Genomic DNA, 12,082 nt, shown 5'->3' with positions numbered 1-12,082 from the left:
CGTCGTCACCCACGACCAGGCCGTCGCCACCGCGGTCGACCGCACCGTCGCCATCCGCGACGGCCGCACCGCCTCCGAAGTCGTCCGCCGCACCAGCGTCGACGACGAGGGCCGCACCACCGTCCACGCCAGCGAATACGCCACCGTCGACCGCTCCGGCCGCCTCCAACTCCCCCGCGACTACACCCACGCCCTCGACATCCGCAACCGCGTCATGCTCGAACTCGAACCCGACCACATCACCATCCGCCCCGACCAACCCGAACAGGACTGACCGTCCACGGGCGTTACGCGTCCGGGGCGGCGTAGACCCGCACGCCGCCCACGAAGGTCTGCAGCACCCGGGTGGCCGCGATCCGCTCGGGCGGCCCCGCGAAGGGATCGCGGTCGGCGCGGGAGCCGGCGCGGCACGAACCGGACGGCGCCGTCCGCCGCCACCCGCCGTTCCCCGCGATTGCGCCCACAGCGTGACCGCTGCCGTCAGGCCGCGCCGCGAGGCACAGTGGCCGGTATGAAGCTGCTGACACTGGGTGGTACGGAGTTCGTGGGACGCGCCGTCGTCGAGGACGCGCTCGAGCGGGGCTGGGAGGTCACGGTGTTCCACCGCGGCCGGCACCAGGCGCCTCCCGGCGCCGGGGAACTGCTCGGGGAACGCGGAACCGAGGGCGGCCTCGCCGCCCTGGAGCACGGCGAGTGGGACGCCGTCGTGGACACCTGGTCCGGCGCACCCGCCGCCGTCAGGGAGACGGCCCGCCTCCTGGCCGGCCGCGCCCGGACCTACGCCTACGTGTCCAGCCGCTCCGTCTACACCTACCCCGCCAGGGCCGGCCTCGACGAGGACGGACCCGTGGTGGACGCCGCCCCGGACGACGGACCCGACGTCGACTACGCCCGCGCCAAGCGCGGCGGCGAACTGGCCGCGGCCGAGTCCTTCGGCGACCACGCCCTTCTGGTGCGCGCGGGCCTGATCCTCGGCCCCTACGAGAACATCGGCCGCCTCCCCTGGTGGCTCAACCGCATCGCCCGCGGCGGCCCCGTGCTCGCCCCCGGACCCCGCGACCTGCCCCTGCAGTACATCGACGTCCGCGACCTCGCCGCATGGATGCTGGACGCCGCCCACTCAGGCCTCGGCGGCGCCTACAACCTCGTCAGCCCGCCGGGACACACCACCACCGGCGAACTCCTCGGCGCCTGCGCCGCGGTGACGGGCTCCGGCGCCGAACTGCGCTGGACGGAACCCGAGAAGGTGCTGGCCGCGGGCATCGAGCCCTGGAGCGAACTGCCGGTCTGGCTCCCCCCGGGCGAGCTCTACGACACGCTCCACACCGGCGACGTCTCCCGCGCCCTGGCCACCGGCCTGCGCTGCCGCCCCGTCACCGAGACGGTCGCCGACACCTGGAAGTGGCTGCGCTCCCTGGGCGGCACGGCCCCCCAGCGCCCCGACCGCCCCACGGTCGGCCTCGACCCGGCGAAGGAGGCCGCGGCGCTCGGCGCCTGAGACCGACGCGCCCCGGCCACCGGGTCCGGGGCGGGTCCGGCCGGGGCATCTCGACCCTCGCATTACTCGTTCCCTGCTCGATGCGGGGCGGGCCCTGGCGCGCCTGTGCGCCAGGGCCTCCGTACGGGACGGGCAGTTCGGCCGGTCAGTCCGGGGCCGAAACGACCAGGACTTCTCTCAGGCGGGTGAGTTCCGCCGCCGTCAGTCCGCGGTCGCGCAGCCATGGACCCGCGCCTCCGTGGGCGGTGTGGAGGGTGGCCAGGAAACGGCGCATCACCCGCGGTTCGGAGGCCATGAAGGCGTGCTCCACGGCGGGAAGGTCGCGGTAGGAGGGGAAGCGGGTCAGCCGGGCGCGGATCCGGACGACGCGCTGGGCGGTGAGCGCGTAGTCGGCGGCGATGGCGGAGGCGGGCACGCCCACCGCGTCGAGCAGGAGCGCCGCGAGGACGCCGGTGCGGTCCTTGCCGACGGCGCAGTGGAAGACCACGGCGTGCTGGTCGGTGTCGGCCACGACGCGGGCGGCGGCGACCAGCGACTCGCCGCTGCCGTCGAGCAGCCCGAGGTAGAAGCCGGTGGCGTTCCCGTCGTCCGCGGTCGTCACCGGTACGGCGTCGGCGACCAGCGCCTCCACCCGGCTGACCGGCAGGTTCACCCTGCGTACGGCCGCGTCCGCCAGCAGGCCGTGCCCCTCGCGGGCGGCCTCGTCGGGGCCGCGCAGGTCGAGGACGGTGCGCAGCCCGTAGCGGCCGAGCAGGAGTCCGACGTCGTCCGCCGTGGCCTCCTGGAGGGTGCTGGCCCGGAACACGACGCCGCGCCGGGTCGTGCCGCCGCCGTGCACGGGCAGTCCGCCCAGGTCGCGGATGTTGTCGACCTCCGCCAGTTCGACCCAGCGCGGCGTCTCACCGGTGGATCCGTCCTGCGTCGTCTCCAAGGCGCCCTCCTCGTACGGCCCCTGGCCATCGTGCCGTGCGGCGCCGCCCCGGTCCACCGGCGACCGCGGCCCTGGGGATATCGTCGGCTGACCCCGGGACACGTCCCCGGACGACCACCGACCGGAGGTGCCCGCCATGGCCCAGCCCGAGCCGGCCGGCGAGCCGCTGGTGCGCACGGAGCGGCACGGCCGCGTGCTGGTGGTCCGGATGTGCCGTGCGCACAGGCGCAACGCCGTGGACCGGCGGCTGGCCGAGGCGCTCGACGCGGCGTTCAACACCCTGGAGGACGACCCGGAGCTGTGGGCCGGGGTGCTCACCGGCTCCGGAGGGGTGTTCAGCGCGGGCAGCGACCTGAACGCCATCGGCGACTACGTCACCGAGCGCGGCGGCGAGTACGGACTGATCCGCCGTCACCGGCGCAAGCCGCTGGTGGCCGCCGTCGAGGGCGCCGCGCTGGGGGGCGGGATGGAGCTGGTGCTCGCCTGCGACCTGGTGGTGGCCGCCTCGAACGCCCGCTTCGGGCTGCCGGAGGTCCGGCTGGGCCTGGTGCCCACCTGCGCGGGGCTGTTCCGCGGCCCGCGCGCCCTGCCGGTGAACCTGGCCAGGGAGATGGTGCTGACCGGCGATCCCGTCGACGCCGCGCGGGCGCACGCCGCGGGCCTGGTCAACCGGGTCACCGAGGAGGGCGAGGCGCTGGCGGGCGCGCTCGAACTCGCCGCGCGCGTCTGCGAGAACGCCCCGGTCGCGGTCCAGGCGAGCCTGGTGGCCATGGACGCCTGGCTCTCCGGCGCCGACGCGCTCGGCTGGCGGGCCACCGAGGAGGCGACCCGTACGGTGATGGCCTCCGAGGACCGGCACGAGGGCGTCGCGGCGTTCCTGGACAAGCGCCCGCCCCGCTGGACCGGCCGCTGACGAGGCCGGTGACCGGCGGGTACACGCACCCGGGTGACTCCGGCGTGCGCCACGCCGGAGTCCGGGCTTATCTGGAACCCGTGACCGGTGTCGTCCGGACCGCGGTCCGCCGCGCAGGAGGCGCCCCGAGCGAGGAGCTTCCATTTGGCACGCAGGATTCCGCCGACCACCGCGGTCGCCGTGGTGTTCGTCGCCGCGCTGTTCATGGCGATCATGGACACCACCATCGTCAACGTCGCCGTACCGGCCATCGGCGAGGACTTCGGCGTGCCGGCCTCCGGGCTGGGGGGCGTCAACATCGGATACCTCGTCAGCCTGGCGGTCTTCATCCCCGTCGCCGGCTGGCTCGCCGACCGGTTCGGCACCCGCCGGGTGTTCCTCGCCGCGCTGGTCGCCTTCACCCTGGCGTCGGCGCTGTGCGCCATGTCCACCAGCCTCGAACAACTCACCCTGTACCGGATCCTGCAGGGCGCGGGCGGCGGTCTGCTCGTGCCGGTCGGCCAGACCATGCTCTTCCGCGCTTACCCGCCGGCGGAACGGATCAAGGCGCAGCGCGCGCTGATGGTGCCGACCGCCATCGCGCCGGCCGTGGGCCCGGTGCTGGGCGGCTGGCTGTGCGACGCCGTGTCCTGGCACTGGGTCTTCCTGGTCAACCTGCCGGTCGGTGCCGCCGCCGTCGTCTTCGGCCTGCTGTTCCTCCCGGACTTCCGCCTGGAGCGCCCCGGGCGCTTCGACCTCGTCGGCTTCCTCCTGGCCGGCGGCGGGCTGGCGCTGGCGCTGTACGCGCTGACCAACGGGGCCAAGAACGGCTGGGGCACCGCGGGCATCCTCGTGCCGCTGCTCGTGGGGATCGCGGCGCTCGGCGCGATGGTGCTGGTGGAGCGGCGGATCTCGATGCCGATGCTGGACCTGGAGCTCTTCCGGGACCGGCTGTTCCGCGCCAACACCGTCGTGATGTTCCCGCTCAGCGCGGTCTTCCTCGGCACGGTGTGGCTCTACCCGATGTTCCTGCAGGAGGCACTCGGCTTCAACGCCTTCGAGAGCGGCCTGGCCACCTGGCCGGAGGCCGTGGGCGTGATGGCCGCCGCGCAGATCGCCCCGCGCCTGTACCGGCGGATCGGGCCGCGGTGGCTGATGGTGGGCGGTTCGGCGGGCATGGGCGTCTGCGTGGCGGTGATGACCGGGTTCACGACGGCCACCTCGCCGTGGGTGCTGCGCGGGGTGCTCTTCGTCCTCGGCTACTGCATCGGGCACGTGATGATGTCGGCGCAGAACGCCGCCTTCGCCACGATCCCCGCGCCCTCGACGGGGCGGGCCGCGACCGTGTTCAACATGCAGCGGCAACTCGGCGGCGCCTTCGGTACCGCGCTCATCGCCACACTCCTCACCGCCGTCGGCACGACGACCGTGACGGCGAGCGGCACCACCACGGCCAACCTGGGCGCGTACCACGCGGGCTTCGTGCTCTGCACGGGCCTGGCCCTGATCTCCGCGGTCGCGGCGCTCTTCGTCTCCGACAAGGACGCCCTGGGCGTCGAGACGTCCCGCCCCGGCCGCCACGCCCGCCCCGACGCGGCCGCGTCGCCCGCCTCCTGACCCGGCCGCGTTCCGGCTGACCGACCGCTCGGCCGGTCCGGCCGGGCGCCCCGGCCGGGCGCGGGCGGGCCCCACTACCATCGGGGCATGCCTCGCCTGGAACGTCTCCGTACCGACCACGCCGCCGCGCTCCTGGAGTTCGAGCGAACGAACCGCTCGTACTTCGCCGCGTCGATACCGGACCGCGGCGACGACTACTTCGCCCACTTCGACGCACGGCACCAGGCGCTGCTCGCCGAGCAGGACACCGGGTTCTGCCACTTCCATGTGCTGGTCGGCGCGGACGACGAGGTGCTGGGCCGGGTCAACCTGGTGGACGTGACCGACGGGTCGGCGGAGCTGGGGTACCGGATCGCCGAGAGCGCGGCCGGGCGAGGGCTCGCCACGGCCGCGGTTCACGAGGTGTGCGCCCGGGCGGCCGGTGAGTACGGGCTGGCGACGCTGCGGGCGGTCACCACGCTGGACAACGCGGGCTCGCGCACGGTGCTGTCCCGTACGGGGTTCGTGCCCGTCGGCACGGTCGAGCTGAGCGGCCGTCCCGGGCTCCGGTTCGTCCGCGACCTGGTGGACGGGACGGCGCCGTCCTCCGCGGGCTGAAAGCGGGCGGCGAGCGCGCGCAGGCCGGGGAGGGCGAGCACGGCGATCCCCGGGAGGCTCGAGACGAGGGTGAGCACCCCGTACACGACGGCGGTCGCCAGGCCCTGGGCGGCGCCCAGCCCGGCGGCGCCGAAGGCGAGCGTCGCGGCGGCCTCACGCGGGCCCCAGCCGCCGATGTTGACGGGCAGTCCCATCACGAGCAGGGCCAGGACGAGCGGCGGCACGAGCGTGGCGACCGGCGCCGACGAACCGGCGGCGCGGGCCGCGACCACGAACAGGGCGATGTGGCCGGCGAGTCCCGCCGCGGACAGCGCGACCACGCCCGGCCAGGTGCCGCGGGCGAGCAGTCCGCCGCGGAGGTCGGCCAGCCCGGTGGCCAGGGCCTTCCGCCCCTTGGCGCCGCGCCGCCACAGCAGCCATCCGCCGAGCGCCACGACGGCCAGGAGCACGCCGGCCGCGGCCTCCGCGGCGTCCCGGCCCGGCAGGAGGTCGCCGGCGATGGCCGTCACCAGGCCGGGCCGGGTCAGCAGGACGGCCGCGCCGAGCACGAGGACGACGACCTGGCCGCCGACCCGTTCCAGGACGACGGCGCGCACGCCGCGGCCGACGTCGCCGGAGTGCCTGCCGTGGCGCACGGCCCGGTCGACGTCGCCGAGGACCCCGGCCGGGAGCACCGCGTTGAGCAGCAGCGCCCGGTAGTAGTCGGACACGGCCCGGGTCAGCGGGAGCCGCAGGCCGAGCCGGCGGGCGACCAGGCACCAGCGCCAGGCGCTCGTCACGGTGGTGAACAGGCCGATCGCGAGGGCGGCGAGGACGGCGGGGCCGTCGACGACCCGCAGGCCGTCGACGAACGCCCCGGTGCCCAGCCGCCACACGAGGGCGGCCAGGATGCCCGCGCCGATCAGCAACCGCGCCCAGGCCCACAGTCGTTGCCTCACCGGGCCCCCCCTCCGGGCAGGGCGAGCAGGTCGCCGTGCCCGACGACGGCGGTGAGCCGCCCGGCGGCGCAGTCCGCCAGCCGGCGGCGCAGATAGGCCTGCGCGGGGGCGGCCAGGCCGGGATCCTGTTCGACGGCGGCGCCGACCCAGCCGCGCAGCCACTCGGCGGTGAGCGCGGAGTCGTCCGCGCCGAGCCGCCAGGGGCTGGGCCGGGTCGTGACGGTGGCACCGTGCCGGGTGAACGCCCGGGCGGCGACGTCGAGGGCGTCCGGCCCGAGCAGTGCGCGGCCGCCGGCGCTCCGGCGCTGGTGGGCGTTGAAGGCCGCGGTGATGTCCGCGTCGAGCGGGTCGGCGGGTCCGAGTTCGACCTCGCCGACCACCGAGAGGCCGAAGAGCACGGGGACCCCGGCGGCGGTGCAGGTGGCGGCGAGGGCGTCGGTCTCGTCGGCGGTGAGCAGGTCCAGCAGTGCGGACGCGGTGACGAGCGAGGTCCCGGCGAGGTCGGCGGCGGTGAGCCGGGTGAGGTCGCCCTCGCGGGTCTCGGCGGTGACGGGGCCGCCGCCCGCGGTGAGGGCGGTCAGGCTCGCCGCGGCGAGGGCGAGGAGGGCGGGGTCGTGGTCGTGGAGGATCCAGTGCTGCGGTCCGGGGAGGCTTCCGCTGAGCCAGCGGCCCATGGAACCGGTGCCGCAGCCGAGGTCGCGGACGACGAGCGGGCCGCCGCCGGAGGCACCCGCGAGGTGCTCGCGGAGCGGGCCGAGCAGGTCCGCGGCGCGGGCCGCGGCGTCGGCGTCCTCGCGCAGCGCGAGCCAGTGCGGTGTGAAGGGGGCGGTGTCGGACGTGGTCATCGGGTTCCCTCCCGCAGCAGTTCGAGCACCGCGTCCATGTCCCGCGCGGCGTGTTCCCAGCCGTGCAGCGTCCCGCGCCGCAGGCGGGCCGCCGCCCGCAACCGGTCGCGCAGGCCGGCGTCGTCGAGCCAGCGGCGGAGCGCCGCGGCGAGTTCGTCCGGGTCGTCCGGGGGGACGAGCAGGCCGGGCCGGGTGCCGTCCGGTGCCAGGCCGAGGGCGTCGGGCACTCCCCCGGCGGCGGTGGCCAGTACGGGGGTGCCGCGCATCAGGGCCTCGGTGACGACCATGCCGAAGGTCTCGGCGCGGGACGGCAGGACGAGCAGGTCGGCGGCGGCGTACTCCGCCGCGAGGGGTTCGCCGGTGAGCGGGCCGGTGAGTTCCACGCGGTCGCCGAGCCCGTGCCGGGCGATCAGTTCGCGTACCCGTGCGAGGTGTTCGCGGTCGCGGCCGAGGGGGCCCACACAGCGGCAGGTCCAGGGCAGGTCGGCGACGGCGGCCAGCGCCCCGGCCAGCAGGTCGTGGCCCTTGCGCGGGGTGAGCGAGGCCACGCAGAGCAGCCGTGCGCCGTCCTGCGTGCCGGGTGCGAGCGGCGCGGGATCGGTGCCGGGGACGACGACGTGGACCCGGCCCGCGGGCAGCGCGTGCCGCTCGGCGATGCGCCGGGCCGCCCAGGGGCTGGTGGCGACGACCGCGGAGACGGCTTGCAGGGTCTCGCGCTCCAGGGCGTCGTGTTCCCGGGCGGCCGCGGGGCCGAGGCCGGTCTCGTCGGCCAGCGGCAGGTGCACCAGGACCGCGGTGCGCAGCCGCCCCGTGTGCGGGACGACGATCTCGGGGACCGCGCAGGCCACGAGCCCGTCGAGCAGGACCACCGCGCCGTCCGGCACCGCAGCGAGCGCCCTGGCCAGAGCCTCGCGGGCTGCGCCGTCCGGGCGCGGCCACGCGCCCCGCACGGGGAGCTCCCGCAGCGGCCGGCCCGCGGCCGCCAGGGTCTGGCTCAGCCGTCGGTCGTAGACGTTGCCGCCGCTGGGCGCGGTGGCGTCGTCGACGTCGCCCGGGAGGACGACGTACGCGGGGGCCGCCCCCGCCGGAGCGGGGGCGGTCGAGCGCGCGGGCGTCCTCACAGAGAACGCTCGTAGCTCGCCCAGGCGACGTGCGACTCGTGCAGGGTGACGGAGATCCCGGTCAGGCCGTGCGCGCCCTCGCCGAGCTTGCCCGCGGCCACGCGGTCGGCGAGCCGGTCGGCGATGGTCTTCGCCAGGAACTCGGTGGAGGTGTTGATCCCGGAGAAGTCCGGATCGTCGTCGAGGTTGCGGTAGTTGAGCGCGGCGAGGACCGCGCCCAGCTCCTGGGTGGCCAGGCCGATGTCGACGACGATGTTGTCGGCGTCGAGCTCCGGGCGGCGGAACGTCGCATCCACCAGGAACGTGGCGCCGTGCAACCGCTGGGCGGGTCCGAAGACCTCGCCGCGGAAGCTGTGGGCGACCATGACGTGGTCGCGGACGGTGATACTGAACACGCGAGGACAACCTTCCCCAAAGGCCTAACCGGGACGGTAGGCAATACGGTGGCAGAGCACGGAACGTTCACCGCCTGCGATCTCTTTCATCAGCAGGGGCAATTCCTCGAAGTCGCTCTCGCCGGTGACGAGGGCGTCGTAGACCGGGTCGGCGAGCAGGCGCAGGGCCAGGGCCATCCGGTCCGCATAGGTGCGCCGGGTGCGGCGCGAGGGTGAGACGGTGCCGACCTGGCTGCTGCGCACGACCAGCCGGCGGGAGTGGAAGGCCTCGCCCAGCGGCAGGCTGACCCGCCGGTCGCCGTACCAGCTCAGCTCGACGACGGTGCCCTCCGGCTCCAGCAGTTCCAGGGAGCGGGCGAGCCCCGCCTCGGTGGCGCTGGCGTGGACGACCAGGTCACAGCCGCCCTCGGCCGCGTCGGGGTGGGCGAAGCCGACGCCGAGCGCCTCGGCGACGGCGGCGCGGGCGGGGTCGACGTCGACGAGCTGCACCCGTGCCCCAGGGACTCCCGCGAGGACGGCGGCCACACTGCAGCCGATCATGCCGGCGCCGACCACGGCGATCCGGTCGCCGATCTGCGGGCCCGCGTCCCAGACCGCGTTGACCGCGGTCTCGACGGTGCCCGCCAGCACCGCGCGCCCCGCGGGGACGTCGTCGGGCACCGGCGTCACGGCGGTGGCCGGGACGACGTACCGGGTCTGGTGCGGGTAGAGGCAGAAGACGGTGCGGCCGAGCAGCTCGGGCGGCCCCTGCTCGACGAGGCCCACGTTGAGGTAGCCGTACTTCACCGGCCCCGGGAACTGGCCCTCCTGGAACGGTGCCCGCATCGCCTGGTGCTGGCTCACCGGCACCCCGCCCCGGAAGACCAGGGTCTCGGTGCCGCGGCTCACCCCGGAGTACAGGGAGCGCACCAGCACCTCCCCCGGGCCGGGCTCCGCGAGGGCCGTCTGTCTGACCTCGCCCTCGCCGGGTTCGCGAAGCCAGAACGCACGCGCCGAACGCTCCACCGTTTTCCTCCGTACTCCATGGCGGGCAACAGACACCGGCCATCCAGGTGGTGCCGGGCCCGACCGTACGCGGCTGTGCCGCACAGGCGACAAGCGGGGACGTCTCATGACCGTGATGACCGTTGGATCCGAGTTCCGTGGGGGTACCGCGGGCCGCGAGCAGGCCGGGGCGGCAGCCGCCCAGTTGGCGCTGTTCGCCGCGCTGTGGGCCACCGTGGGCCTGGACACCGTGGGCTGGCTGGCCGGGACCGTCTACGCGGCGGGCACCTGGGCGCTGCTGGCGGCGGGCCTGCGGCGGGCGGGACGCCGCTCGCTGGGCCCGGCCGACCACGTCACCCTGGCCCGCGCGGTGCTCGTCGGCGGCGTGGCGGCCATGGTGGCGGGAGGTGTCGCTCACGGCGCACCGCTGCTCACCGGAGTGACCGCGGTGGCGCTGGCCCTCGACGCGGTGGACGGCAAGGTCGCGCGGCGCACGGGCACCTCGTCCGCCCTGGGCGCGCGCTTCGACATGGAGGTCGACGCCTTCCTGATCCTGCTGCTCAGCGCGCGGCTCGCGCTGACGCTGGGCCCGTGGGTGCTGGTGATCGGCGCCATGCGGTACGCCTTCGTGGCGGCGGCGTGGGTGCTGCCGTGGCTCAACGCCCCGCTCCCGCCGAGCTTCGCCCGCAAGACCGTGGCGGCACTGCAGGGCGTCGTCCTGCTCGCCGCGTGCTCGGGGCTCCTGCCCGCGGGGGCCTCGGCCGCGTTGACGGTGCTCGCGCTGGCCTCGCTGGTGTGGTCGTTCGGCCGCGACGTGCTCTGGCTGCGGCGCCACCGCCCGGCCCCGCGGTCCGCCACGGGCTTCCCTCCGCCGGCCGCGGCCGCGGAGGACTCCCGCGCGCTGGTCTCCGCGTCGTCGGGCGGCCCCACCTCCTGACCCGGCAGGCCCGAGGCCCCGGCGGCGCCTTCCGCTGCCGGGCCGGCCGTTCCGCTCCGGGGTAGCCGCCGGCGTCATGTCGGCCTGGGACCCGGGCCGCCCGAGCGCGGGCGGCACGGTCGGAGTTCATGAGGCCCTGGAGCGCCGCGCCGAAGGCCACCGCCCACGAGGCGGTCCCGGCCCTCACCAGGGATGTCCGAGCTCCGGCCGGAGGGGCGAAGGGCGAAGGGCGATGCCGCCGCTTCACCGCCCTGTCGCCGGGCCCTCAAGTGACGCCCGGCTCGACTCGCCACCGCCCGGCGGGCGGCCGCAGATCCTGGCGCGGCACTGCCGGCTCGGCTGTCGTAGCTCGACGCGTCGCCACGGGGAGGGCCGTCCCGCTCACGCCCCGTCGGGCACCCGCGATCGCCGACGGCCGGCCGTCTTCACGCGGCCCGGTCGGCGGCTGAGCCGGCGCCGGCCGCTGCCCGTACCTGCTCAAGGAGCACCGTGAGCGACGCGACGCGACGCTCGTCGCCGGCCCTCGCCGGTGCGGTCAGGCGTCCTGGCGCGGCAGGTAGCGCAGCAGCACCACGTCGCCGATCTGCCGGGTCTCCGCGAGCGTCATCCGCTGCTGGGGGCCCTGCGGGAAGACCGCGGGGTGCACCATGCGCGGGGCGTCGGCCTGGCCGACGAAGAACGGCGCGTACACGAGGTGGAGTTCGTCGACGAGCCCGGCGCTGAGGAACATGGTGTGGACGATTCCGCCGCCCTCGACCATGAGCCGTCCGACACCGCGCTCGGCGAGGTCGGCGAGCAGGACCCGCACGTCCAGCGGGTCCCCGGCGTCGACGACGGAGCAGACGTCGCCGATGCGTTCGCGGAGGCAGTCGCGCGCGCCGGACGTCGTGTAGACGACCTTCTCGCACTCCCCGGTGGTGAAGAACCGTGCGCCGGGGTCCAGTTTCCCGCTCTCGGTGACCGTGACCTTGATCGGCGTCGGCGACAGCCCCGCGCGGAGCCGGCGTTCGCGGCGCTCGGCGGAGCACACCAGCAGCCGCGGGTCGTCGGACCGTATGGTGTTGGCCCCCACGAGGATGGCGTCCACCCCGGAGCGGACGTCGTCGATCCGGTCGAAGTCCTCCTCGTTGGAGAGCAGCAGCCGGGTCGTGCTCGTGTCGTCCAGGCATCCGTCCAGCGAGGAGGCCACGGACATCAGTACGTACGGGCGCGATCTCATGGGGACACATTGCCGTACAAGGGCGTTCGCGGATGTGAAGGTTCCGTAAGTCGCGCGCGGGCCTCCGGATCGATGTAGGGTCCGCCGATCATCGTGCGGGCCTGGTCA

12 protein-coding genes and 2 pseudogenes are annotated in these 12,082 nt (G+C 75.5%); 6 read left to right on the top strand and 8 right to left on the bottom strand.

Features of this window, described 5'->3' with window-relative positions; genetic code table 11:
- Positions 1 to 274: pseudogene (locus B085_RS0123795) on the top strand (ABC transporter ATP-binding protein); the annotation flags it as partial.
- A 13-nt stretch (positions 275 to 287) separates the two neighbouring features.
- Here the strand turns inward: B085_RS0123795 and B085_RS49485 are convergent.
- Entirely contained in the window at positions 288 to 464 is a 177-nt protein-coding gene (locus B085_RS49485) for a hypothetical protein (RefSeq protein ID WP_018561104.1), read from the bottom strand.
- 47 nt (positions 465 to 511) lie between these two features.
- Between B085_RS49485 and B085_RS0123785 the strand changes: the two genes are divergently transcribed.
- Positions 512 to 1,498, top strand: coding sequence for an NAD-dependent epimerase/dehydratase family protein (locus B085_RS0123785; RefSeq protein WP_018561103.1), 987 nt, complete (start codon positions 512 to 514; stop codon positions 1,496 to 1,498).
- A 145-nt stretch (positions 1,499 to 1,643) separates the two neighbouring features.
- On the opposite strand, the gene B085_RS0123780 is transcribed toward B085_RS0123785, so the two are convergent.
- Entirely contained in the window at positions 1,644 to 2,429 is a 786-nt protein-coding gene (locus B085_RS0123780) for a tyrosine-protein phosphatase (protein WP_018561102.1), read from the bottom strand.
- Positions 2,430 to 2,565: 136 nt separating this feature from the next.
- Between B085_RS0123780 and B085_RS0123775 the strand changes: the two genes are divergently transcribed.
- From B085_RS0123775 to B085_RS47340, 3 genes are all read left to right on the top strand, one after another.
- The gene (locus B085_RS0123775) at positions 2,566 to 3,342 is read left to right on the top strand and encodes an enoyl-CoA hydratase-related protein (RefSeq protein WP_018561101.1); all 777 of its coding nucleotides are present in this window, start codon (positions 2,566 to 2,568) and stop codon (positions 3,340 to 3,342) included.
- 144 nt (positions 3,343 to 3,486) lie between these two features.
- Entirely contained in the window at positions 3,487 to 4,938 is a 1,452-nt protein-coding gene (locus B085_RS0123770) for an MDR family MFS transporter (RefSeq protein WP_018561100.1), read from the top strand.
- Between the two features lie 87 nt (positions 4,939 to 5,025).
- Positions 5,026 to 5,535 carry a GNAT family N-acetyltransferase gene (locus B085_RS47340; RefSeq protein WP_078620031.1) on the top strand — a complete coding sequence of 170 codons (510 nt, stop codon included), beginning with the start codon at positions 5,026 to 5,028 and terminating at the stop codon, positions 5,533 to 5,535.
- A 107-nt stretch (positions 5,536 to 5,642) separates the two neighbouring features.
- Here the strand turns inward: B085_RS47340 and B085_RS43600 are convergent.
- The 5 genes and pseudogenes from B085_RS43600 to B085_RS0123745 form a co-directional block, all read right to left on the bottom strand.
- Positions 5,643 to 6,410, bottom strand: a pseudogene (locus B085_RS43600) (lysylphosphatidylglycerol synthase transmembrane domain-containing protein); the annotation flags it as partial.
- Positions 6,411 to 6,469: 59 nt separating this feature from the next.
- Positions 6,470 to 7,318, bottom strand: coding sequence for a hypothetical protein (locus tag B085_RS0123760; protein ID WP_018561098.1), 849 nt, complete (start codon positions 7,316 to 7,318; stop codon positions 6,470 to 6,472).
- Positions 7,315 to 8,439, bottom strand: coding sequence for a glycosyltransferase family 4 protein (locus tag B085_RS0123755; protein WP_018561097.1), 1,125 nt, complete (start codon positions 8,437 to 8,439; stop codon positions 7,315 to 7,317). Before B085_RS0123755 ends, B085_RS0123760 begins: the two co-directional genes overlap by 4 nt.
- Positions 8,436 to 8,834, bottom strand: a complete 399-nt coding sequence (locus B085_RS0123750; RefSeq protein WP_018561096.1) for a 6-pyruvoyl trahydropterin synthase family protein — start codon at positions 8,832 to 8,834, stop codon at positions 8,436 to 8,438. Before B085_RS0123750 ends, B085_RS0123755 begins: the two co-directional genes overlap by 4 nt.
- Before the next feature lie 24 nt (positions 8,835 to 8,858).
- Positions 8,859 to 9,839 carry a zinc-dependent alcohol dehydrogenase gene (locus B085_RS0123745; protein WP_018561095.1) on the bottom strand — a complete coding sequence of 327 codons (981 nt, stop codon included), beginning with the start codon at positions 9,837 to 9,839 and terminating at the stop codon, positions 8,859 to 8,861.
- A gap of 115 nt (positions 9,840 to 9,954) precedes the next feature.
- Here B085_RS0123745 and B085_RS0123740 point away from each other — a divergent pair, with 115 nt between their 5' ends.
- The gene (locus B085_RS0123740; protein WP_037732353.1) at positions 9,955 to 10,755 is read left to right on the top strand and encodes a CDP-alcohol phosphatidyltransferase family protein; all 801 of its coding nucleotides are present in this window, start codon (positions 9,955 to 9,957) and stop codon (positions 10,753 to 10,755) included.
- Positions 10,756 to 11,290: 535 nt separating this feature from the next.
- Here B085_RS0123740 and B085_RS0123735 read toward each other — a convergent pair.
- Positions 11,291 to 11,974 (bottom strand): RibD family protein, encoded by a 684-nt coding sequence (locus B085_RS0123735; RefSeq protein WP_026251360.1) that lies wholly within the window; start codon positions 11,972 to 11,974, stop codon positions 11,291 to 11,293.
- Between the last annotated feature and the right edge of the window lie 108 nt (positions 11,975 to 12,082).

Source organism: Streptomyces sp. BoleA5, assembly GCF_000373665.1.
Taxonomy (GTDB): domain Bacteria; phylum Actinomycetota; class Actinomycetes; order Streptomycetales; family Streptomycetaceae; genus Actinacidiphila.
Note: the sequence above shows the minus strand (reverse complement) of the source record. Positions and strands in the feature narration are given on the sequence as shown.

Excerpts from the sequence above, each read along its gene's own strand:
- B085_RS0123740 (WP_037732353.1), top strand. The coding sequence starts at position 9,955 with ATGACCGTTGGATCCGAGTTCCGTGGGGGTACCGCGGGCCGCGAGCAG.
- B085_RS0123775 (WP_018561101.1), top strand. The coding sequence starts at position 2,566 with ATGGCCCAGCCCGAGCCGGCCGGCGAGCCGCTGGTGCGCACGGAGCGG.
- B085_RS0123735 (WP_026251360.1), bottom strand. The coding sequence starts at position 11,974 with ATGAGATCGCGCCCGTACGTACTGATGTCCGTGGCCTCCTCGCTGGAC.
- B085_RS0123785 (WP_018561103.1), top strand. The coding sequence starts at position 512 with ATGAAGCTGCTGACACTGGGTGGTACGGAGTTCGTGGGACGCGCCGTC.
- B085_RS0123760 (WP_018561098.1), bottom strand. The coding sequence starts at position 7,318 with ATGACCACGTCCGACACCGCCCCCTTCACACCGCACTGGCTCGCGCTG.
- B085_RS47340 (WP_078620031.1), top strand. The coding sequence starts at position 5,026 with ATGCCTCGCCTGGAACGTCTCCGTACCGACCACGCCGCCGCGCTCCTG.